This window comes from Cognatitamlana onchidii (assembly GCF_004804355.1).
GTDB lineage: Bacteria > Bacteroidota > Bacteroidia > Flavobacteriales > Flavobacteriaceae > Cognatitamlana > Cognatitamlana onchidii.
This window is the reverse complement of record NZ_SRWZ01000007.1, coordinates 24,322-43,953: the sequence shown is the minus strand read 5'-3', so window position 1 is coordinate 43,953 and position 19,632 is coordinate 24,322. Positions and strand designations below refer to the sequence as shown.

Genomic DNA, 19,632 nt, shown 5'->3' with positions numbered 1-19,632 from the left:
CCTTTTTTTGAGATTATCAAGAACAAAATAATATGTTGTTCGCAGATACCGAAGCGTAGCTTCAAAAAAAGATACTGTGGATAGCAGGATTAGCTACTAAAAATTACTTTAAAGCATTGACAATAGTATTTACATTATATTTAAACATACCTATGTAGGTACCTTCTGTAGTACCAGCATTTCCTAGTGCATCCGAATATAAGGAACCGCCAATTTTCACATGATGGCCTTTCGAATTTACCGCGGCTTGTAATGCTTCGATGGTGCGTTTTGGTACGGAACTTTCAACAAAAATAGCTTTTACATGATGCTCAATGATGAAATTTGAAAGTTTTTGAACATCTTGAACGCCTGCTTCGGTTGCCGTTGATAGCCCTTGTAAACCAACTACCTTGAAGTCAAAGGCTTTTCCAAAATAATTAAACGCATCATGGGCTGTTACTAAAATACGGTTTTCTTGAGGAAGTTTAGAAATAGCGGTTTCTATTTCAGATTTTAATTCTTGTAAGGCTTTTATATAGCTATTGCCATTATTTTGAAAAATTAATTTTTGTTGGGGCACTGCTTCTGAAAGTTGATCGACCACAAATTGAGTAACCTGAATCCAATAATCTATATCAAACCAAATATGCGGGTCGTAATTAGATGCAAAATATTCTGAACCTATAAGGGTGTTTTTATCGATGGCATTTGATATAGCAATGGTTTTCTTGTTTTTCATTTTTTCGAACACCTCTACTAGTTTACCTTCTAGATGAAGCCCGTTATAAAAAATAATATCAGCGTTGGCTAGTTTAGTAACATCGCCTTCGCTAGCTTTGTATAAGTGGGGGTCTACGCCACTACCCATAAGCCCATTAAGGTTTATGTGGTTCCCTCCAATTTGCTGCACTAAATCGGTAATCATGGTAGTTGTGGTTACAACGTTTATTTTGCCGTTAGATTTTGTTTCGGTTTTACAGCTAATTAAAACAAGGGATAATGAGAGTATGATAACAAGCTTTTTCATATTTTTAGTTTAAAGTATATCTTAATCCAATGAATAATCTACGTCCTTGGTTGGGCGCATATACATATGTGGGATCAAAAGTTAAGGCATATGGGTTATTGTCTGTTGGTAATACGCCTCCTGGTTGCACAATAATGGTTTGCCCCGTAGCTGGACTCGTGGCAGAAACAGGTTGATCGGTTTCGTTGAAGTCAACGTTTTTGTCGAAAGGATCCTCTGAACGTGCAATTATAAAAGGATTTCCTTCGTTAGGAGTCCAGTCTAAAAGGTTTTTTATACCTCCGTATATTTCGAAATTATTTAACCCGTTATAAGTAAATTGAATGTTCTGTATGCTCCATGTTGGCGAATATTCTTTACGAGGGTCTAGTTCTCCTAAAAGCGGTAAACGCATGGGGCCGTAAAGATTTCCAGTATAATCTACTGTTATATTTGTTGGGTAATGACGGTAGGATAAAGACCAAACTCCCGAGAAGCTTTCGGTTAAAATTTGTTTCGTGGTTACACCATCTTCACGTTTAGATACATCTTGAAGTGTGGCTCCAATAGAACCACTTATGCCGCTTCCAAACACGGCATCAATATTTAAACTCACTCCCTTTGAGGTGGAGTAACCGTCAAGGTTTCTATAAAAAATCTTGTTTGGATCTGTATCATAGTCAGGGATAATGGCATTGGTGAAATAGGTGTAAAAAGCTGAAGCATCAAAAGTAAACAACATCCCGTTTTTAGTGTACAATCGCTTTAGGTAATTAAGTGTGATGTTGTAAGATTGCTCAGGTTTTAACTCTTCTTCAATAATAACATCTCTTGCTCCAGTTAAAGCCGCATGATCTTCTGTAAACAAGTTAACTACTCTAAATCCAGTTCCAGCATTTAGTCTGATAATATCATCTTCTGTAGGTTTAAAACGATAAGCAATTCTTGGCGTAAATATAGAGCCATGTCGGCTATCATAGTCATAGCGAGCGCCTAAAAGTAATCGTTGTTTTGGGCTTAGGGTTACTTCGTCTTGGGCAAATAGTGACGGAATAACAACTTCGTCAACAGTTGCAGTGGCAGGGGTATTATCATTATAGTAATTGTATCTACCTGCTATTCCAAAGAGTAAATCGTGATTTGTAATGGGTTTGTCCCAAACGAGTTGGCCAAATCCTATACGCTGTTTTGCCAAATATGGGGTGTCACCATAAACAGAGTTCTGATCGTGATCTGAATAAGAAAACTGAAAATTCATATTTTCTTCTACAGGTAATTGATAATTCCCTAGGAGCTCGTAGCGTGACGTATATATACTTTCACCGTATACGTCTGTGCCTCCTCTAAAACTTGAATTCCATTGCATTTCACCACCCCATCTATCTTCGTAGTAGTACCTTCCAGCTAGAGAAAATGCTTTGTTACTTTTTCTTTTAAAATTCCATTTTTGAAAAACGGATATTCTATTTTGAATCGTAACATCTGTAAAGTTATCGTTATTGTTATCAATTGGGTTGGTGTAATTGAAGTAATTAACGCCTACCAAAACATCGGCACTTTTACCAACTCTTGATTTAAAACCTAAATCGGTATTAACCTCTCCCCAACTCGATACAAAGGTATCTCCAAAAAACATGGGCGCATGTTCTGGAAGTTTGGTTATAATATTGATTAGTCCGCCCACAGCCTCACTACCATAAAGTGACGATGCTGGTCCTTTAACAATTTCAACTTGGTCTAGCAAAGAATTAGGAATTCCTGATAAACCATAAACAGTGGATAGTCCACTAACTATGGGCATACCATCAATAAGCACTAAGGTATAAGGGCCTTCTAAACCATTTATGTGAATATCGCCTGTGTTACATACGTTACAGTTTAATTGGGGCCTTACACCATTAACATTTTGAAGAGCTTCAAAGATATTTGTTGTTGGATTTTTTTTGAAAAATGTGGGGGTGTAAACTTCCACTGGAACTGGACTTTCTAAGCGCGAAACTGCTTTAAGTGTTCCGGTAACGATTACTTCATTCAAGCTTTCGGATTCCTGAAGTTCAAAATTAACAATCGTGTTTTTATGCTTTGTAACAGTAATCTTTTTCTCAATATTTTTAAATCCAGTAAACGACGCTACAATAGTGTAGGTGCCTGGTGAAACATTTTTTATGGTGTATTGTCCATTATCATTACTGGAACTTCCTTTGGTTGTGTTTTTTAAGAAGATATTTACATAAGGAAGTGGCATACCTTCGGAGGTTGTTCGCCCCGAAATATTTTGAGCCTTGATATGGCTGGCTAAGAATAGAAAGAAACAGGTAAATTTAATTGTTTTCATTAACGTAGATAATAGAACTAAAATCCTGATTTAATAGGATGTTATTATTGTTTACTTGTATTTGGGTCATTTTGTTATTGCTAAATTGCTTTGAAACAAAAACGGTGTTGCTGTATTTTAAACCGTTTTGAGCGCAGAATTCAAAAAATTCTTTGTCATCGCTCATTAATCTTGAAATAACATATGTTTTACCTTCTTCCGCATTTGAAAGAGCTATAGAAGTATCTATTGTGGTTATTTCTCCTTGAGCATTAGGAATGGGGTCTCCATGGGGATCAAATTTTGGGTTTCCAAGGTATTCACTAATCTTATTTGCTAATAGGTCTGAAGTTTGATGTTCTAATAATTCAGCTTCGCGATGAATATCGTGTAGTGATAAGTCAAATAGTTTAAAAAGTAAGGCTTCCCACAGACGATGTTTTCTCACCACATTGAGTGCCATTTTAGTGCCTTTTTCTGTTAGCTTTAATTCTTGATATTTTTCATAGAGTAACAAGTCTTTTGCTGCTAACTTCTTAGCCATATCTGTAGCTGCTGCATTGGATATGCCTAATTCCTTAGCAATATTCCCGGGTTTGGTATCATTATTGTCTCGCTTGCCATTTTTGTAAATGGCCTTTACGAAATTCTCTATTGCGGTCGACATTAATTGTGTGCTTTAATTAATTTTTAAGTAAGCTTAAATATTTTGCAAATGTAACTAAAAAAATAGAAAATATTTTTATTTATAAAAAAGTTGTAATTTTAGGTTTAAACTTAAATGATTCAAAAAATGCGGTTATCGAATAATATTGAGAGTGCGTCTTATTTAAAGGTGTTAATGCTGGTGTTTTGCATAGGCCTTTTTTTTAATTCAGGACTTGCTCAAGGGCAGAGTAAAAAAGAGTTAAAAGAAAAAGAAAAGTTGCAAAAACAAGAGGCAACTAAAGCTTTGTTAGCAACTAAAACTTTTACTTTTGTTGGCAGGACAGCTATTGCGGCTGGAGGAAGGACAGTAGATTTAACTAGTAATGAGAATTTTATTAAGTTTAGTCCAGAAATGGTTGAAAGTGAAATGCCTTTTTTTGGTCAGGCAACAGGGGCAGGACACTATGGGTCGAATGATGCCGGTTTATATTTTAAAGGAAAACCTGAGAACTATTCGGTTAATGAAAAGAAAACGACTAGGATTACCATGGAGGTTAAAGATGATAGTGATAGCTATAGGCTTAATTTAAGTGTCTCGTCTGAGGGGGGCTGTACGGTTACCATAACAAGTAATAGAAAAAGTGTTATGACCTACTACGGAAGGATTTCTTCCAAATAGTTTATCTTCTATAATACATGCTTATTGACAACCACAGTTATTTGCACCACAGGTCTTTTTAGCTTTAGCCTTTGGTTTAGACCATATAAACTTTCGAATAAGAAAGGCTAAAGCAAGAGCGATAGCTGTAAAGGCAAGTATATTCTGTATAAAATTATTCATTACTTCAAAAGTTGAAAGGCTAATAACGCAATAAGATAAGCAAAAATGGTCATAATAACTAATTGTAAAACAGGCCATTTCCAGCTGTTAGTTTCTTTTTTAACAATGGCCAATGTACTCATGCATTGCATAGCAAAGGCATAAAATAAAAGTAGAGAAATACCGGAAGCAAAATTAAATAGAGCCCCCCCAAAAAAAGGATTTACCTCTCCAGCCATTCTATTTTTTATGGTTTCCTCGTCATCGCTTCCAACGCTATATATAGTTGCCAAAGTCCCAACAAAAACCTCTCTTGCTGCAAAAGAACTTACAATGGCAATACCAATTTTCCAGTCGTAACCAAGAGGTCTTATAATGGGTTCGATACTTCTACCAACCACACCAATAAATGAGTATTCTAGTTTATGTGAGGCTATTTTGTTTTGAAGCTCATTTTCATTCAAATTTTCAGAGGCATATTCTGTTTTAATAATTTGTTCAGCATTATTAAAGTTTTCACCTATACCATAAGATGCTAAAAACCATAAGATTATTGAAATCGCTAAAATGATTTTCCCTGCTCCAAATACAAAGGCTTTTGTTTTTTCAATAACAGTAAATGCCACGTTTTTAAAAAGCGGCAGCTTGTAATTTGGCATTTCAACAACAAAAAACGATTTACTTTTTATTTTTAAAAGTTTATTTAACACGTATGCCGATAAAACTGCTGTTCCAAACCCAATTAAATACAAAAGCATTAAGGTGAGTGCTTGGTAACTTAAAACAAAAAATCTACCTTCAGGAATAACTAAAGAAATGATTATTAAGTAAACAGGCAATCTTGCGGAACAGGTAGTAAACGGTGTTACAAGAATAGTGATTAATCTTTCCTTCCAGTTTTCAATGTTTCTAGTGGCCATGATAGCAGGAATCGCGCAAGCAGTACCAGAAATGAGGGGCACGACACTTTTGCCACTTAATCCAAATCGTCTCATTACACGATCCATTAAAAAGACCACACGACTCATATAACCACTTTCTTCTAAAACGGCAATAAATAAGAATAGAAATGCTATTTGAGGAATAAAAATAACGATACCACCTAATCCAGGAATAATACCTTCAGATAATAAGTCGGTAAAGGCTCCTGGCGGTAAGACGTTTTCAGTCCACTCACTTAAGGTTGCAAACGCCGAATCTATTAAGTCCATAGGGATGCTTGCCCAATCATAAATAGCCTGAAAAATAAGAAGCAATATTAAAAAGAATATCACATAGCCCCATACTTTATGCATTAAGACTCTATCTAGCTTGCTTCTTAAATCTTTTGCTTGCGAAGTATCTATCTGTTGTCCTAATTTAAGAGCGTTATTTATAAACTGATAGCGTTTAATTGTTTCCTTTTGCTGTAATCGTTTTAAGTCACTCGCACTTTTTGTTTTGAAATCTTCTACGGCATCAAAATCTTTTCTATTGGTTTTTCCGAAATTTACATCTTGAGTTATTACTAACCAAAGCTTATAGAGTAGTTGATTTGGAAAGACTTTTTGTAAATTTTCAAAATACTTTGGTTCAATAGATTTAATATCTATACAAGGTTTTATCGAGATATCTTTGTAACTAGTAATAAGGCTTTTAAGATGATCGATGCCTTCATTTTTCCGTGTACTAATTAGTGCAATTTTGGTTTCAAGTTGCTCTTCTAAATAATCAATATCCAATGAAATCCCTTTGTATTTCATTCTGTCAGCCATGTTAATAACCAGAAGCGTTGGAATTTGTAAATCTTTTATTTGCGTAAAAAGCAACAGGTTGCGTTTCAGGTTTTCAACGTCTGTAACGACTACAGCAATATCAGGAAAATCTTTGTCGTTTTGATTAAGCAACAGTTCAATAACTACATTTTCGTCTAATGAAGAGGCATTGAGGCTGTAGGTACCGGGTAAATCAATAATATGAGCTTTAACACCTCGCGATAGCTTGCAAACACCTTCTTTTTTCTCAACAGTTATGCCAGGATAGTTACCTACTTTTTGATTTAACCCTGTTAGTGCATTAAATACAGAGGTTTTTCCTGTATTGGGATTCCCAATTAAAGCTACATTTATTTGCTTACTCATGCGTTACTTTTTCAATTAGGATATGAGCAGCGGTCTCTCGTCTTATAGCAAGATGCGAACCATTTATGTTTAAGTACATGGGGTCTTGAAAAGGAGCTAGTTGAACCAATTGTACAGGGTTACCTGGGAGGCAGCCCATTTCAAGAAGTTTTAATGGAATTTGATTTGATGAAACGTCTGTAATAACAGCGTTTTCTCCTCGTTTTAATTGCGCTAAAGTGTCTTGCAAGCTTATTTAGATTGATTTTAAAGAAGCAAAAATAGTGTAAAAAATATCGCTAAAAAAATAGATGTAAAAAAACTATTGTTTGTATTCTTCCCTAAGTATGCTTATGTCTTTTAATAGGCGGTTTATGTCCTCAGCATTGGTGCCGTCATAAAAGCCCCTAATTTGTTTTTTCTTATCAATTAGCATGAAGTTTTCAGTATGAATCATATCAAAAGGACCGCCGTCGCCATTATCTTTAACAGCTAAATAGCTCTTTCTTGCCAATTTGTAAATAACCTTTTTATCACCAGTAACAAGGTTCCATTTTTTATCTATAACACCTTTTTTTAAAGCATAGTGCTTAAGTCGTGCAACACTATCTATTTCTGGTGTTACGGAATGCGATAACAACATGATATCGTTATCATTTTTAATACTTTCTTGAATTTTTACCATATGATCGGTCATGATTGGGCATATGGTTTGGCAAGTTGTAAAAAAGAAATCGGCCACATATATTTTATCTCTGTAAGTCTCTTGAGTAACAACGTTCCCGTTTTGGTTAAGAAGTTCAAAGTCGGCTATTTTATGATATTTTTTTTGATACTGAATGGTGCTATCCACTAATTCCGTACTAACCATAGCAGGTTGATAGATGGGAAGCGGTTGATATACATTTAAGGTGTTGTAAATTAAGGAAATAATGATAAGTGAGATTATTCCAAAAACAATAGCAAACAGTTTATAATCTTTAAAGAAGGCCAGCATAGGAAGTCAATGACAATTCGGTAGAGCAAAAATACAATGAAATTTAGATTTTAAGATTTAAATAGAAGCTTAAATTGCTGTTAAATATCAGTCAGAAGAGCAATTGTTTTTTCAAAGTTGGTTTAAAACCTTACTTTTGTGCGGTTATAAAAAAATGCTAAGCCTACTATATGGAGTTTGTTATAAAAATATCGCAGTTTCTACTCAGTCTTTCTCTACTAATCATTTTACATGAATTAGGACATTTTATTCCTGCAAAAGCTTTTAAAACCCGTGTGGAAAAGTTTTACCTGTTTTTTGATGTGAAGTTCTCATTGTTTAAAAAGAAAATTGGTGAAACAGTTTATGGAATTGGTTGGTTGCCTTTAGGAGGGTACGTGAAAATTGCTGGTATGATTGATGAAAGTATGGATACAGAGCAAATGGCACAGGAACCACAGCCGTGGGAGTTTCGTTCTAAACCGGCTTGGCAGCGGCTTATCATAATGTTAGGAGGCGTAACTGTAAACTTTATACTGGCGATTTTAATTTATATTGGGATGAGCTATTTTTATGGCGACACGTTTTTGCCTAACGATAATATTAAAGATGGTCTATTAATTGAGAGTACCGTGGCTAATAAAGCAGGGCTGTACACCGGAGATAAAATTATAGAAGTTGATGGTGATAAAATTGAAACGTTTTCTGAGATTTCTGAAAAAGTTTTATTCGGGAAAGATATTGTGATTGATAGAAACGGATCAAAGTCTACCATAAATATGCCGGAGGACTTTTTATCGCAGTTAATGGACGCTAAAGAGAAAGGGTTTATTAGTTTACGACAGCCATTTGTAGTAGTTCAAGTTCCTGATACCTCATTTAATAAGGGTAGCGGACTAAAAGAAGGCGATATTATCGTAGAAATTAATGGAAAGCCTACTAGGTATGCCGATGAGGTGAAGAATTTGTTGGAGGTATATAAAGGGCAGGATGTGACTACCTTAGTAAAAAGAGAGGATAATAAAATAAGCCTACCCTTAAAGGTAAGTGAAGAAGCTAAGTTAGGTTTAGTTATTGCGGGAAGTTCAACGCCTGAAACATTGAATGCTTTAGGTTATTACGATTTTGATGTTAAAGATTATGGTTTTTTAGAATCATTTCCTGTGGGAATGAAAAAAGCAAAAGATAGAATCGTTTCTTACTGGGATCAGCTAGCAGCTATTTTTACACCTAGCACAGGAGCCTACAAGGGTGTTGGTGGTTTTAAGGCAATATACGATATTTTTCCGAGTACTTGGAGTTGGCAAGTGTTTTGGAGCATCACCGCCTTTTTATCAATTATGTTAGGCGTTCTAAACTTGTTGCCCATACCAGCATTGGATGGAGGGCACGTCATGTTTTTGTTATATGAAATGGTATCTGGAAGAAAGCCCGGGGACAAGTTTATGGAGTATGCCCAAATGGTAGGATTCTTTATTTTGATAGCGCTGGTTTTATTTGCTAATGGTAATGATATCTATAAAGCGATGTTTGGTTAAAAAATTCATCAAAAAAAATTTGTAGTATTTAAAAAACAATATATATTTGCACTCGCTAAAGCAAAAATCAATCTTCCTCTTTAGCTCAGTTGGTTAGAGCATCTGACTGTTAATCAGAGGGTCCTTGGTTCGAGCCCAAGAAGAGGAGCTTAGCAAGTTAAAGACTTCACAGAGATGTGAGGTCTTTTTTTTGCTTAATTTTTCTGTAAATAATTTATGTTTGCTTTATTGGTGATCTATAAATTTAATTACATTTAAGCTACTTTATAGTTGAAGATTAAATGATTTTAAACAAATAATATAAGGTTATATGCCTCAGGGGCTTTTAAAGACCATTAGGTTTTATATCCACTTTAAAAACTGTTATATCTTAGTTTAAGATTTTTTTCTGATTCGATTTTAACTAGTTTATCTACAAAAAAATATTGTAATTTTACCGACCTTAAAACTCCTACTGGGCTTTAAAAATTTTAATGGCATACGCTATGAAGTATATTCTAAATGTAAAACGATTTGATTTTCTATTTTTATTTTCTTTCATTTTATTTGTTGCTGGTTGTACCCCAGAGGGCGGGCAATATGTAAGTGATTATGATTTGGTATACACGAACTATTCACCGGATTATGATTTTAATAAGACCTACAGTTATTCATTGCCGGATAGGGTTATTAAGATTGATGGAAACGATGATGATGATCCAGAATATATAGATAAAGTTTATAGCGATGCTATTTTAAGTAATTTAAAGACCAATTTAGATGCGATGAATTGGACTCAGATAGATGAGTCTGAAAGCCCTGAAATTGTTATCGTAGCCTCTGCATTTGATAAAAGTTTTTATTATTATTTCCCGCCGCCAGGATATCCAGGTTGGGGTTGGTGGTATCCAGGTTATTTCCCTGGTTACGTTGGGGGGTACAAGACAGGCTCAATTTTGATTCAAATGACCGTGCCTAATGGCGCCATCAATAATGAGATTCCAGTTATTTGGATTTGCGGTATAAATGGTTTACTACAAGGGAGTACCAATTATATTATAGATAGAATAGATAGAAACTTAGATCAAGCTTTTAATCAAGCGCCATTCAATAATTAAAGATGACTTATGAAATTTAAATTTATATTATTCGTTGGTTTATTAGCTATTTCAACAATAACAGTTGCACAAGATAAGTATAGTCTTAATTATATTATTGGATTCCCGACTGGGGAAACCTCGGAATTTATTGGTACTACTAGCTGGAGGGGTGTAGGTTTTGATTATACCCACGAGCTTAACAGAAATTGGGGTATAGGCGGAAGTATTAGTTGGCAAACATTTTACGAAGATATAGGGTATCAAACTACTGAAAACGGTACAGAAACTGTTTCTGCTAGACGCTATAATTATATAAATAGTTTGCCTATTCATGTTACAGGAAGTTACTTTTTTAATTCATCAAAAAAAGAATTGACACCTTTTATATCTTTAGGCGTTGGTGTTATGTATAACAAACAGGAACAGGATTTAGGTTTGTATATTCTGTCTAGTGATGCATGGCAATTTAGTTTACGACCAGAGCTTGGAATAGAATACGAATTGAGATATGGATTTGGATTAAGAGGTGCTTTTCGGTATAATTACGCGGCAAAGTCTGGTGGGCTGGATGGTTTATCTCATTTTGGTCTTGCTTTAGGCGTTTTCTGGGATAATTAATATTAAGGTTATTATTGGACTAGTAAACTTAAGTCTTTTTTTTGCGCCAAAAGGTTGTGGCTTTAGACAGTTATTAAACATATGGAGCTACATTCTATAGATTGTATAATAAATTGATTGTTTACTTCCCCGGTTTTTTATATTTGAGCTATTCCGCCAGTGGATGAGACTATTATATTTACTGTCGTATAATAAAGCAAGCCTGAATAATTCTTTTTGAATAGGTTTGTCAAAACAATATTTGGGTTAGCTAAGCAAGTTAAAGACTTTACAGAGATGTGTTTCTGTTTGATAGTTTTTTTGGGCTTATTTGTAAGTGTTTTTATAGAATTGTTTCTCCAATTTTTAAATTGGAAAGCTTTATAGCAAAAACTGTTTGTGTTATTCAGAGAATGAATGCTAATTTTCGATGCAGAATTATTCGCAAAGTATAAGTTTGACTAATTTTATTTAGCACCAGTTTAAATAATTAATTAGGTTTTTCATCTCTATTTAAACTTTTATTGAGTAAACCCATAGCAACATATAGCACTGGTGAAATCAGTATTTCTTGAACAGAAAGGGTAAAACTTCTTAAACTTAAAGAGATTCCATTGGTTAGGACCCAGTCTGCAAACCCCAATAAAGTAATTATGCTTAAACCAGAAATGTGAACTAAGTGCCATATTGACGACATCCATGAGTCTTTTAATTTTCCCAAATGTAATGTTCCTACAAAGTAAACAGCTACTGTAGCCAAAAGCATAATAGCATGCTTGAGTTTTCTTGAAATAGGTAAGGTGTTTTTATTTTCTACAAAGTATATATAATAGAACGAATATATTAGAATTATAATGATTAGTCCAGAAATGAAGCGAATTTTATCGGATTTATATAACTTCATTTTTTAAATTGATTTTTCGTGAGTATATCATCCATATAAAAAAGGTAGATGCATATACAGTTGCTTTAAACAAATAATGATGCGCAAAGTCAAAATAGGTTTCATAATACTCTTGTAACAAGATTAAACCAACACATCTCATAATATTAATGGAATCTAACACCAAAAGTCCTAAAACTATATATTTTAGTTTTCGCCAAAAACTAGAAGGCATACACACAATAAAACCAATGTATAGAACCAAAAGGGAAAGTCCATTACAAGCGTTGGCAATATAAAGAACTCTTTTGTTATTATGATAAATTGCAGAAACCTGATTTTCCAACGTTTCTCCTGAATAAACTGAGCTCCAACTTTCTGTTCTAGAGGTGAATCCTGAAAAATCTCCCAAGTTATTCAAAATCATCACAGAGGATTCTCCAACATGCGTAGTCAATAACCGATCGATAATTTGTGAATCATACAAGAATAAGCCATAAACAATTTCCCAAATGATAAAAATCAATAAGGCTTTTCCTAAGAAAAGCCTTATTGGTGAAGGAATTTTGTCTTTTAATACACTAATGCTGTTTACCGTTCTTTGTGTTTCGTAATTTTCTTATTCCAAATGCTGCAGCTCCTAGTGCTAGAATGCTCAAGCCACCATCTAAAGGAATTGAAGTTCCTCCTCCAGGGGGAGTACCTCCTCCATTGGGTCCGCAAGATCCTCCACATTTAGTTCCACACTTGCTACAAATAGCATTTTTCAGCCATTCCAAGAATTTTTTCCATTTAGAATGACCCCAAGTCAAAGAGTACATGTTTAGTGAAATACCAATTGTGGTTGTAGATATGTTTTTCATTGAACCTTGCTCAATATGAATCATGCTGCTTGATGAGGTAGAGGCATTAGCATTGGTATAGAATGTAAAAACAAGAATAATCAAGAGGGGCTTTAGAATTCTAAAAATCTTATTCATTTCCATGAAATCTTTAAATTGGTTAATAATAGCTATATGAAATTAATAACATTTTTACTTTTTAAGGAAAGTCCAGAGTATTTTTCGATAAAATTCTTTTTTTTTTGGTGTTTGGTAATAAATGGTTCAGTTTATCGGACTTTTTTACAACTAATGATAAGGCTAAATTTTAAAATTTCAGTTCTAAGCAAAAAAGGCCTCTAATAAATTTAGAGCCCTTTTTTTGATAAGATTGATTCTTGCAAGGTGACCAATACCTATTTATTTTCTTTTTAATTTTCTAACACCAAATGCTGCTGCGCCTAAAACTAATATACTCAGACCTCCATCTAATGGGATTGATTTACCTGATTTGTTAGTGTGAGGGCAGCCTTTTCTACAGCCGTTTTTGCATTTTTTATTCTTAGGTTTTTTTGGTCTTTGAGGTCTTTGAGGTCTTTGAGGTTTTTGAGGTTTTTCTTTTTTTTCTTTTCTGTCTACTGTTGTTGCTCCCACTTCAGAAGGGACGATTAAGGCTGCAATAAAAAGTACCATAGCAAAGTATTTGCTAAGGGTCAACAATTTTGATTTCATAATTTCTTTAAAAAATGGATTAATAGCATTGCTAAATTACCCTATAATTTAATTGCAACTTTTTTTTTCGATATATGGTCGAAATCACCATATTAAAGAACCAAGTCAATTATAACTTTACTTAGTTTGTCGAAGAATATAGTTTGTTTGTCGAATTGAGTTTGAAAAGATTTGTATGAAGTATTATTTATTTTTTAAACACTCTTTTCAGCATAAGAATTGTGCTTGCTTTATTTAAAATGCTCAATCCGCTTTGAAACCAATTGGGTAACCTAAAGCTGTTTTCATAATCATTTTTTAAAAGTTTTAATTCTTCTAAAGCTATTTTGCGTTCTAGGTCAAGGATTTTTAAGTCACGCTCAATACTTTCTATATTTTTATAGACTTTCATCTTTGTTAAAAAAATGTTTTGATAATGATTTTACTATTATATTAGTAATGTACTTTCTTAAAAAATAAGCAATCAAGCCTAAGACAAGATAAATAATACCTATTGATGTAAACCCTAAAACATAGCTTTTAAGGTACAAGCTCACTTTTATTCCTAGAGCAATTGTTAGAAATGTAAAACCTATAGCTACTAAGCCCCCTATAACAATAATTTTAAGAAGCATACTAATAGAAATTACCAACTGTTTAAAGGCTTTAAGCTTGTAGTAGTCATATGATTTGTTCAGAAATTGCTCACCAACTTCTGAAGCTTTTTTATTTGTATCTTTTATGGAATCAATAACTCCCATTAATCAATGCTTGTATTAGGGTCAATATTCGATTTGCGCTGGTAACTTTTATTTTTTTCTTTTAGTAATGTTAGTTTGTTTTCTAAATATTCAATGAGGTCATCTGCCTTATAGCTCACATTTGTTAGCATCGAATCAAGTTGCTCTTCCAAAAATTCTTTGTTATTCAATGAAGATTCCAGATTCTCAATAATATCACTGGCTTTTTCAGAAAGCTCATTTTTTACCAGTAAGGCCTCATCAAGTACTTTTTTTCTTGTAGAACTACCTTTGTCAGGCGCAAACAATACTCCTAACATTACACCAATGGCTCCACCTGCTAAGAACCCTAAAAACCCATTTCCATTATTGCCCATATTAAAATTTTAAAATAAGACTGTTTAAAATTAACTAAAAAAATTTACACTTGTTTGAAAGCTCCAATGCTGCGACTTATATACTTATGGTTTATTCTTTTCAAGAGCCTTTTTTAACGTATCTAATGTTTTTTTTGAGCTTCCAATAAAAATCTGCTCATCAAAAATAATGACAGGTCTGCTTAAAAACGTGTAATGCTCTAATATATAAGCTTTGTAATCGCGTTCTGTTAGGTTTTGATTTTTTAGGTCCATTTCCTTATAAAGTTTTGCGCGTTTACTAAAAAGTGCTTCATAGGAACCCGCAAGACTTTTCATCTCGTCTAGCTGCTCTACCGAAATGGGGTCGCTTTTTATGTCTTGAAGGATAAAACCTTGGTCTAAGTTCAAGGCCTTGATTATTCTAGTACAAGTGTTACAAGTCTTTAAATAGTATACTTTTTTCATGGATGAATCATTTAAAAGGCAAATTAAGATTATATTTATCAAAAAAAGAATTAAATGGATTTTACATTTCAGATATTAAAGAACATGAGAGGCATTTTCAAAGACATTATCGATAATAATTCTTTAGAAGATTTAAATAAAATACCAGAAGGTTTTAATAATAACATTATTTGGAATATTGGTCATATTGCGGTAACGGAACAATTACTCGCTTATAAGTTATCTGGTTTAGAGGTAGGACTATCAGACGATATGATTAGTAGGTTTATGAAAGGCTCAAGCCCTCATGGCGATCTTTCTATAGAAGAAATGGAAGAGATAAAGGCCTTGTTGTTTTCTACTATTGAGAAAACGGAAAAGGACTATGATGCGGGTGTTTTTAAAACGTATAACACGTACACTGTATCTACAACAGGTAATACACTTCATAATATTAACGAAGCTTTGCAGTTTATTGTGACCCATGAAGGCATTCATTACGGATATATTTTAGCTTTATTAAGAGCTGTTAAAGGTTAAATAACTTCTCTTTTTTTCTAAACGGGTGAAATCGGGCCTAGTTTATAGGAGCCATTCTAGTGTATTAAATAAACGGGCCTTCTTTATTAGAGGGCTTTTGTTGGAGGTATTGTTGAGGCTAAATAGTCTTTAGATTCTTTTTGGGGCTATAACTGGCAAACACTTTTTTCAAAGCTAATCTCAATATTGTTGTTTTTGGTTGGTAATGATTTTGTGTTAAAACCTAATCTTTCGGCCCTGATTTTTTACTTGAAAGACTACTGGTGTCAATCCACTAGAAAGTAAGCGTGGAGTGGCGTGCGTTTCTCTTAGGTCAAGGTAATATTATCTAAGACCGGAAAATTAGTCCAAATAGTGAATGTAGCCTACATTAATCCAAACCAACCAGTCATTACCTTTGTTACTAGGTAATTGGTGGTTAAGACCATCTACCCAATCATTGAGATAGTATTGGAACCTAAAGTCTAACATTAAATCCGAAACTCTTGTTAGTTTGTAGTTAACACCTGCACTTGTAACTATAGACCATGAATTAGGACTAGAAACATCTACCGATCCTGGTTCCCAAAAGGAATAAAAATTACTCGGATCTGTAACGTCTCCTATTGCATCTGGATTGGGGTTGTCGTAAGTTGTGCTAACCTTAGCATTAGAAAATGTATAATGGGCCCCCAAGGACACAAATGGTGAGAATCGATGACCATATCCTTGAAATTCATTTAAACTTAAAGGTGAAAATTCTAATTGGGCTCCAATATCAAAGTTATTAGCTTCTCCTTTGTGGGCTCTTAGTCTTTTGGCGTTTTCACTAGTTTTCGATGGGTCAACCCACTCACCAAAATGTTCAAGTTTTGATGTGTTGTATGATAATTCAGTTCTTACCTTAAAATGGTCGTTAAAGTAGGTATTTGTGAAAGAGGATATGTGAGCATCTGCATATGTGAAGTTTAAATAATGTACAATTCCAACTCCAAATCCCATATTCCCAAAATTAGTTTCAGAATTTTGCCTTTGACCAAAATCAGATCTTAATTGCACTGGGCCAGCAATAACACCTATTTCGTGATATAACCCAAACTGAGCATTAGCAAACTGCATGAAAAGTAACAAGCAAAAACTAAGTCCAAAGTGTTTTCGTTTAAGCATAAAAAGGTGCGTTTTTTCGAGGCATAATTACGAACAAATATATAAAAACTGACACTAGAAACAAATATTAAAATACTAGTGGAATTTTTAAACGGTATTTTATTATGAAATTAAGAAAAAAACATGTGTATTTTTGAATATAATGTATATTTGTCCCAATAAACTACATATTTAATAAATAATTCTTTAATAATTGTATTTATGAAAAGAAAAATTGAAGCATTTTTAGATCTCGTCAAGCAAAGAAATGGTCATGAACCAGAGTTCTTGCAAGCAGTAGAGGAAGTTGCAGAGACGGTAATCCCTTATATTGTAAAACATGATATTTACTATGGAAAGAACATTTTGCTAAGAATGGTGGAGCCAGAACGGGTTATTTCATTCAGGGTTTGTTGGGTTGATGATGAAGGGGAAATTCAGGTAAACAGAGGATACCGAGTACAGATGAATTCTGCTATTGGACCTTACAAAGGCGGATTAAGATTTCATCCATCTGTTAATTTAAGTATTCTGAAGTTTTTAGCGTTTGAACAAGTTTTTAAAAACAGTTTAACTACTTTACCAATGGGTGGTGGTAAAGGAGGTAGCGATTTTGATCCTAAGGGAAAAAGTGACAACGAAATAATGCGATTTTGTCATGCTTTTATGAGCGAACTGTTTAGGCATATTGGCCATAATACTGATGTGCCTGCAGGTGATATTGGTGTTGGGGCTCGTGAGATTGGTTTTTTATTTGGTATGTACAAGAAAATTAGTAACGAGTTTACTGGTGTTTTAACAGGTAAAGGTATGTCTTGGGGAGGTTCCTTAATACGGCCTGAAGCTACAGGGTATGGAACCGTTTATTTTGCGCAAAAAATGTTGGAAACACAGGGTCATACTATTGAAGGTAAGAACGTGGTTGTTTCAGGGTCAGGAAATGTAGCGCAATATGCAGCCGAAAAAGTACTTCAGCTAGGGGGTAAAGTGCTTACACTTTCTGATTCCTCAGGTTATATTTATGATAAGGATGGTATCAACGAAGAAAAGTTAGCCTTTGTAATGGAATTAAAGAATGATAAAAGAGGTAGGATTAGTGAGTACTTAAAAGCATATCCAAGCGCAGAGTTTGTAAAAGGGAAGACCCCTTGGCATGTTAAATGCGATATTGCATTGCCCTGTGCTACGCAAAATGAACTTCAAGAAGAAGATGCCAATGCATTGCTAAACAATGGATGTATCTGTGTAAGTGAGGGTGCAAATATGCCATCTACAATTGGGGCTATAAATGCGTTTCAAAAAGCTAAAATATTGTTTGCTCCCGGTAAGGCATCAAACGCGGGAGGTGTTGCTACTTCTGGTCTAGAGATGACACAGAACTCCTTAAGATTTAAATGGTCTAGAGAAGAGGTGGATAATAAACTTAAAGATATTATGGCAGATATTCATGCGTCTTGTTTGGAATATGGTAAAGACGATGATGGCTATATTGATTATGTTCGTGGTGCTAATATTGCAGGTTTTGTTAAAGTAGCCGACGCCATGTTGGCCCAAGGAATCGTTTAGTAGCATCTGTTGTTAAATGAAAAAAAATGCTTCTCAATTTGAGAAGCATTTTTTTCTAAGTTTATGTGATCTTTACTCTAGTTTTCTGAAGCCATAAGGGCAAAAAATTTGTCAATATTTGGAAGAATTATAATTCTAGTTCTTCTATTTTTGGCTCTATTTTCTGTCGAGTTGTTTTCTGCAATAGGTTGGTAGCTGCTTCTACCTGAGGCTATCAATTTTTCCGGAGCAACATTATATTTGTCTTGTAGTTTACGAACCACCGATGTAGCTCTTAAAACACTTAAGTCCCAGTTATCTGCAATAAACTCTGTATTAATTGTTCTAGAATCGGTATGCCCTTCAACCATAACATCTAAGCTTGGTTCAGAATTAATAACGTCTGCCAATTTTTTCAAGATTGGATCAGCTTTTGAGCTTAATCTGTAACTACCTGTATTAAATAACATGTTGTCGGCAATAGAAATCATTACAACCGTTTCATTGATGTTTACTGCAAAGTCTTCATCTTCATCAATATTACTCGAGTTGATTGTTTTTTCAAGGTTATAAGCAACAGCTAAATTCATAGAATCTTTTAAAGTTTTAGCTTGGCTTAGTTTTTCTGGATCCACATTTTTCAATGTTTCACGCATTTTAGCCTTAGTATTATTGGAAATCACAGCACCATCTTTAACCTCTAGTTTTCCGTCTGTTTCGGCTTTAAGAGTGTTGATTTTTTCATTGTATGCATCAACTCGCGCCTCAATTTTTGCAAATTTTTCCTCTAATTCTTCTTTTTCAACTTGAGTTTTTTGTAATTCACTTTTAATTTGTCCGTTTTCTTGCTCTAATGCTAAGTATTTCTTTTTTGAAACACAAGAGAACGTAATAACAGCAAGTAGTAAGATTGAAATTCTTTTCATAATTAATAACTTTTGGTTTAGAAGATTTACGTAATAAACCCTCATCCAGATTACGAATTACATTGATTTTTTAAAAAATATTACTACTGGTATTTACACAGGTAGGCTGTTTGCTCCAAAACTTTTACCTGAAACGATTGGTTGGCTTCAATTTCATAAGATTCACCAGCCTTGTATGTGATCCAGTCATCATTATTTGGTAATTTTACAATCATCTCTCCTTCAATAACTTGCATAGTTTCGTGGGTAGATGTGCCAAATTCATACGTACCTGGCTCCATGACTCCTATAGTAGATTTTCCAGAAGTCCTATTGTAGCCTAAAGATTTTACTTGACCTTCAAAATATTCGTTAGTTGCAATCATAAATTTTGTTTTTAAAGTTTCAAAATAGGTATAAGGTATAGAGAAATACGAGTTTAGTTCTTAAAAAGCTCATAGTTATACTTTAAAGAAAATAAGAGCTAATAATCATGGTTG

General features: G+C 34.0%; 23 protein-coding genes and 1 tRNA gene. 7 read left to right on the top strand and 17 right to left on the bottom strand.

Annotated features, from left to right (window positions below; all coding sequences use genetic code 11):
* Positions 1–103: 103 nt before the first annotated feature.
* The 3 genes from E5D58_RS13010 to E5D58_RS13000 are packed head-to-tail and all read right to left on the bottom strand — an operon-like array spanning position 104 to position 3,969.
* Complete coding sequence (locus tag E5D58_RS13010; RefSeq protein ID WP_136482465.1) at positions 104–1,009, bottom strand: metal ABC transporter solute-binding protein, Zn/Mn family; 906 nt, start codon at positions 1,007–1,009, stop codon at positions 104–106.
* A gap of 4 nt (positions 1,010–1,013) precedes the next feature.
* Positions 1,014–3,323 carry a TonB-dependent receptor gene (locus E5D58_RS13005; protein WP_136482463.1) on the bottom strand — a complete coding sequence of 770 codons (2,310 nt, stop codon included), beginning with the start codon at positions 3,321–3,323 and terminating at the stop codon, positions 1,014–1,016.
* The gene (locus E5D58_RS13000) at positions 3,310–3,969 is read right to left on the bottom strand and encodes a metal-dependent transcriptional regulator (protein ID WP_136482461.1); all 660 of its coding nucleotides are present in this window, start codon (positions 3,967–3,969) and stop codon (positions 3,310–3,312) included. The genes E5D58_RS13005 and E5D58_RS13000 overlap by 14 nt, the downstream gene beginning before the upstream one ends.
* 126 nt (positions 3,970–4,095) lie before the next feature.
* On the opposite strand from E5D58_RS13000, the gene E5D58_RS12995 reads away from it, so the two are divergent.
* On the top strand, positions 4,096–4,629 hold the full coding sequence (locus E5D58_RS12995) for a DUF4251 domain-containing protein (RefSeq protein ID WP_168796692.1): 534 nt from the start codon (positions 4,096–4,098) through the stop codon (positions 4,627–4,629).
* A gap of 161 nt (positions 4,630–4,790) precedes the next feature.
* Here the strand turns inward: E5D58_RS12995 and feoB are convergent, their stop codons facing one another.
* From feoB to E5D58_RS12975, 3 genes are all read right to left on the bottom strand, one after another.
* Positions 4,791–6,890, bottom strand: a complete 2,100-nt coding sequence (gene feoB, locus E5D58_RS12985; protein WP_136482455.1) for a ferrous iron transport protein B — start codon at positions 6,888–6,890, stop codon at positions 4,791–4,793.
* Positions 6,883–7,119, bottom strand: coding sequence for a FeoA family protein (locus E5D58_RS12980; RefSeq protein WP_136482453.1), 237 nt, complete (start codon positions 7,117–7,119; stop codon positions 6,883–6,885). Before E5D58_RS12980 ends, feoB begins: the two co-directional genes overlap by 8 nt.
* Before the next feature lie 72 nt (positions 7,120–7,191).
* On the bottom strand, positions 7,192–7,866 hold the full coding sequence (locus tag E5D58_RS12975; protein ID WP_136482451.1) for an SCO family protein: 675 nt from the start codon (positions 7,864–7,866) through the stop codon (positions 7,192–7,194).
* A gap of 170 nt (positions 7,867–8,036) precedes the next feature.
* Here E5D58_RS12975 and rseP point away from each other — a divergent pair, with 170 nt between their 5' ends.
* The 4 genes from rseP to E5D58_RS12955 all read left to right on the top strand — a co-directional run bounded on the left by rseP (position 8,037) and on the right by E5D58_RS12955 (position 11,080).
* Positions 8,037–9,383: an RIP metalloprotease RseP gene (rseP, locus tag E5D58_RS12970; protein ID WP_136482449.1), complete on the top strand. Its 1,347-nt coding sequence runs from the start codon at positions 8,037–8,039 to the stop codon at positions 9,381–9,383.
* A gap of 74 nt (positions 9,384–9,457) precedes the next feature.
* Positions 9,458–9,531 (top strand) — tRNA-Asn (locus E5D58_RS12965).
* Between the two features lie 337 nt (positions 9,532–9,868).
* Entirely contained in the window at positions 9,869–10,480 is a 612-nt protein-coding gene (locus E5D58_RS12960) for a DUF4136 domain-containing protein (protein WP_168796691.1), read from the top strand.
* Between the two features lie 9 nt (positions 10,481–10,489).
* Positions 10,490–11,080, top strand: coding sequence for an outer membrane beta-barrel protein (locus E5D58_RS12955; protein ID WP_136482445.1), 591 nt, complete (start codon positions 10,490–10,492; stop codon positions 11,078–11,080).
* Between the two features lie 469 nt (positions 11,081–11,549).
* On the opposite strand, the gene E5D58_RS12950 is transcribed toward E5D58_RS12955, so the two are convergent.
* The 8 genes from E5D58_RS12950 to E5D58_RS12915 form a co-directional block, all read right to left on the bottom strand.
* A complete protein-coding gene (locus E5D58_RS12950; RefSeq protein ID WP_136482443.1) occupies positions 11,550–11,963 on the bottom strand; it encodes a hypothetical protein in 414 nt (137 codons plus the stop codon).
* The gene (locus E5D58_RS12945) at positions 11,950–12,468 is read right to left on the bottom strand and encodes an archaeosortase/exosortase family protein (RefSeq protein WP_136482441.1); all 519 of its coding nucleotides are present in this window, start codon (positions 12,466–12,468) and stop codon (positions 11,950–11,952) included. Before E5D58_RS12945 ends, E5D58_RS12950 begins: the two co-directional genes overlap by 14 nt.
* A 55-nt stretch (positions 12,469–12,523) precedes the next feature.
* Entirely contained in the window at positions 12,524–12,922 is a 399-nt protein-coding gene (locus tag E5D58_RS12940) for a PID-CTERM protein-sorting domain-containing protein (RefSeq protein WP_136482439.1), read from the bottom strand.
* A 261-nt stretch (positions 12,923–13,183) separates the two neighbouring features.
* Complete coding sequence (locus tag E5D58_RS12935) at positions 13,184–13,495, bottom strand: PID-CTERM protein-sorting domain-containing protein (protein WP_136482437.1); 312 nt, start codon at positions 13,493–13,495, stop codon at positions 13,184–13,186.
* Positions 13,496–13,682: 187 nt separating this feature from the next.
* Positions 13,683–13,886, bottom strand: a complete 204-nt coding sequence (locus tag E5D58_RS12930) for a hypothetical protein (RefSeq protein WP_136482435.1) — start codon at positions 13,884–13,886, stop codon at positions 13,683–13,685.
* Positions 13,873–14,235, bottom strand: coding sequence for a hypothetical protein (locus tag E5D58_RS12925; protein WP_136482433.1), 363 nt, complete (start codon positions 14,233–14,235; stop codon positions 13,873–13,875). Before E5D58_RS12925 ends, E5D58_RS12930 begins: the two co-directional genes overlap by 14 nt.
* Positions 14,235–14,591, bottom strand: a complete 357-nt coding sequence (locus E5D58_RS12920) for a YtxH domain-containing protein (RefSeq protein WP_136482431.1) — start codon at positions 14,589–14,591, stop codon at positions 14,235–14,237. The genes E5D58_RS12925 and E5D58_RS12920 overlap by 1 nt, the downstream gene beginning before the upstream one ends.
* An 84-nt stretch (positions 14,592–14,675) precedes the next feature.
* A complete protein-coding gene (locus E5D58_RS12915; RefSeq protein ID WP_136482429.1) occupies positions 14,676–15,038 on the bottom strand; it encodes an arsenate reductase family protein in 363 nt (120 codons plus the stop codon).
* 54 nt (positions 15,039–15,092) lie between these two features.
* On the opposite strand from E5D58_RS12915, the gene E5D58_RS12910 reads away from it, so the two are divergent.
* The gene (locus tag E5D58_RS12910; protein WP_136482427.1) at positions 15,093–15,557 is read left to right on the top strand and encodes a DinB family protein; all 465 of its coding nucleotides are present in this window, start codon (positions 15,093–15,095) and stop codon (positions 15,555–15,557) included.
* A gap of 342 nt (positions 15,558–15,899) precedes the next feature.
* Here the strand turns inward: E5D58_RS12910 and E5D58_RS12905 are convergent, their stop codons facing one another.
* Positions 15,900–16,703: a THC0290_0291 family protein gene (locus E5D58_RS12905; protein ID WP_136482425.1), complete on the bottom strand. Its 804-nt coding sequence runs from the start codon at positions 16,701–16,703 to the stop codon at positions 15,900–15,902.
* Between the two features lie 201 nt (positions 16,704–16,904).
* Here E5D58_RS12905 and gdhA point away from each other — a divergent pair, with 201 nt between their 5' ends.
* Entirely contained in the window at positions 16,905–18,248 is a 1,344-nt protein-coding gene (gene gdhA, locus E5D58_RS12900; RefSeq protein ID WP_136482423.1) for an NADP-specific glutamate dehydrogenase, read from the top strand.
* 77 nt (positions 18,249–18,325) lie between these two features.
* On the opposite strand, the gene E5D58_RS12895 is transcribed toward gdhA, so the two are convergent.
* Entirely contained in the window at positions 18,326–19,153 is an 828-nt protein-coding gene (locus tag E5D58_RS12895; RefSeq protein WP_136482421.1) for an OmpA/MotB family protein, read from the bottom strand.
* Positions 19,154–19,236: 83 nt separating this feature from the next.
* The gene (ppnP, locus tag E5D58_RS12890; RefSeq protein ID WP_136482419.1) at positions 19,237–19,518 is read right to left on the bottom strand and encodes a pyrimidine/purine nucleoside phosphorylase; all 282 of its coding nucleotides are present in this window, start codon (positions 19,516–19,518) and stop codon (positions 19,237–19,239) included.
* Between the last annotated feature and the right edge of the window lie 114 nt (positions 19,519–19,632).

What these genes read in the sequence shown, in the direction of transcription:
- E5D58_RS12930 (WP_136482435.1), bottom strand. Translation starts at nt 13,886, where the DNA reads ATGAAAGTCTATAAAAATATAGAAAGTATTGAGCGTGACTTAAAAATC.
- feoB (WP_136482455.1), bottom strand. Translation starts at nt 6,890, where the DNA reads ATGAGTAAGCAAATAAATGTAGCTTTAATTGGGAATCCCAATACAGGA.
- E5D58_RS12955 (WP_136482445.1), top strand. Translation starts at nt 10,490, where the DNA reads ATGAAATTTAAATTTATATTATTCGTTGGTTTATTAGCTATTTCAACA.
- E5D58_RS12910 (WP_136482427.1), top strand. Translation starts at nt 15,093, where the DNA reads ATGGATTTTACATTTCAGATATTAAAGAACATGAGAGGCATTTTCAAA.
- E5D58_RS12905 (WP_136482425.1), bottom strand. Translation starts at nt 16,703, where the DNA reads ATGCTTAAACGAAAACACTTTGGACTTAGTTTTTGCTTGTTACTTTTC.
- E5D58_RS12950 (WP_136482443.1), bottom strand. Translation starts at nt 11,963, where the DNA reads ATGAAGTTATATAAATCCGATAAAATTCGCTTCATTTCTGGACTAATC.
- E5D58_RS12995 (WP_168796692.1), top strand. Translation starts at nt 4,096, where the DNA reads ATGCGGTTATCGAATAATATTGAGAGTGCGTCTTATTTAAAGGTGTTA.
- E5D58_RS13000 (WP_136482461.1), bottom strand. Translation starts at nt 3,969, where the DNA reads ATGTCGACCGCAATAGAGAATTTCGTAAAGGCCATTTACAAAAATGGC.
- E5D58_RS12975 (WP_136482451.1), bottom strand. Translation starts at nt 7,866, where the DNA reads ATGCTGGCCTTCTTTAAAGATTATAAACTGTTTGCTATTGTTTTTGGA.
- ppnP (WP_136482419.1), bottom strand. Translation starts at nt 19,518, where the DNA reads ATGATTGCAACTAACGAATATTTTGAAGGTCAAGTAAAATCTTTAGGC.
- E5D58_RS12960 (WP_168796691.1), top strand. Translation starts at nt 9,869, where the DNA reads ATGAAGTATATTCTAAATGTAAAACGATTTGATTTTCTATTTTTATTT.
- E5D58_RS12935 (WP_136482437.1), bottom strand. Translation starts at nt 13,495, where the DNA reads ATGAAATCAAAATTGTTGACCCTTAGCAAATACTTTGCTATGGTACTT.
- E5D58_RS12895 (WP_136482421.1), bottom strand. Translation starts at nt 19,153, where the DNA reads ATGAAAAGAATTTCAATCTTACTACTTGCTGTTATTACGTTCTCTTGT.
- gdhA (WP_136482423.1), top strand. Translation starts at nt 16,905, where the DNA reads ATGAAAAGAAAAATTGAAGCATTTTTAGATCTCGTCAAGCAAAGAAAT.
- E5D58_RS13005 (WP_136482463.1), bottom strand. Translation starts at nt 3,323, where the DNA reads ATGAAAACAATTAAATTTACCTGTTTCTTTCTATTCTTAGCCAGCCAT.
- E5D58_RS12940 (WP_136482439.1), bottom strand. Translation starts at nt 12,922, where the DNA reads ATGAATAAGATTTTTAGAATTCTAAAGCCCCTCTTGATTATTCTTGTT.
- E5D58_RS13010 (WP_136482465.1), bottom strand. Translation starts at nt 1,009, where the DNA reads ATGAAAAAGCTTGTTATCATACTCTCATTATCCCTTGTTTTAATTAGC.
- E5D58_RS12920 (WP_136482431.1), bottom strand. Translation starts at nt 14,591, where the DNA reads ATGGGCAATAATGGAAATGGGTTTTTAGGGTTCTTAGCAGGTGGAGCC.
- rseP (WP_136482449.1), top strand. Translation starts at nt 8,037, where the DNA reads ATGGAGTTTGTTATAAAAATATCGCAGTTTCTACTCAGTCTTTCTCTA.
- E5D58_RS12915 (WP_136482429.1), bottom strand. Translation starts at nt 15,038, where the DNA reads ATGAAAAAAGTATACTATTTAAAGACTTGTAACACTTGTACTAGAATA.
- E5D58_RS12925 (WP_136482433.1), bottom strand. Translation starts at nt 14,235, where the DNA reads ATGGGAGTTATTGATTCCATAAAAGATACAAATAAAAAAGCTTCAGAA.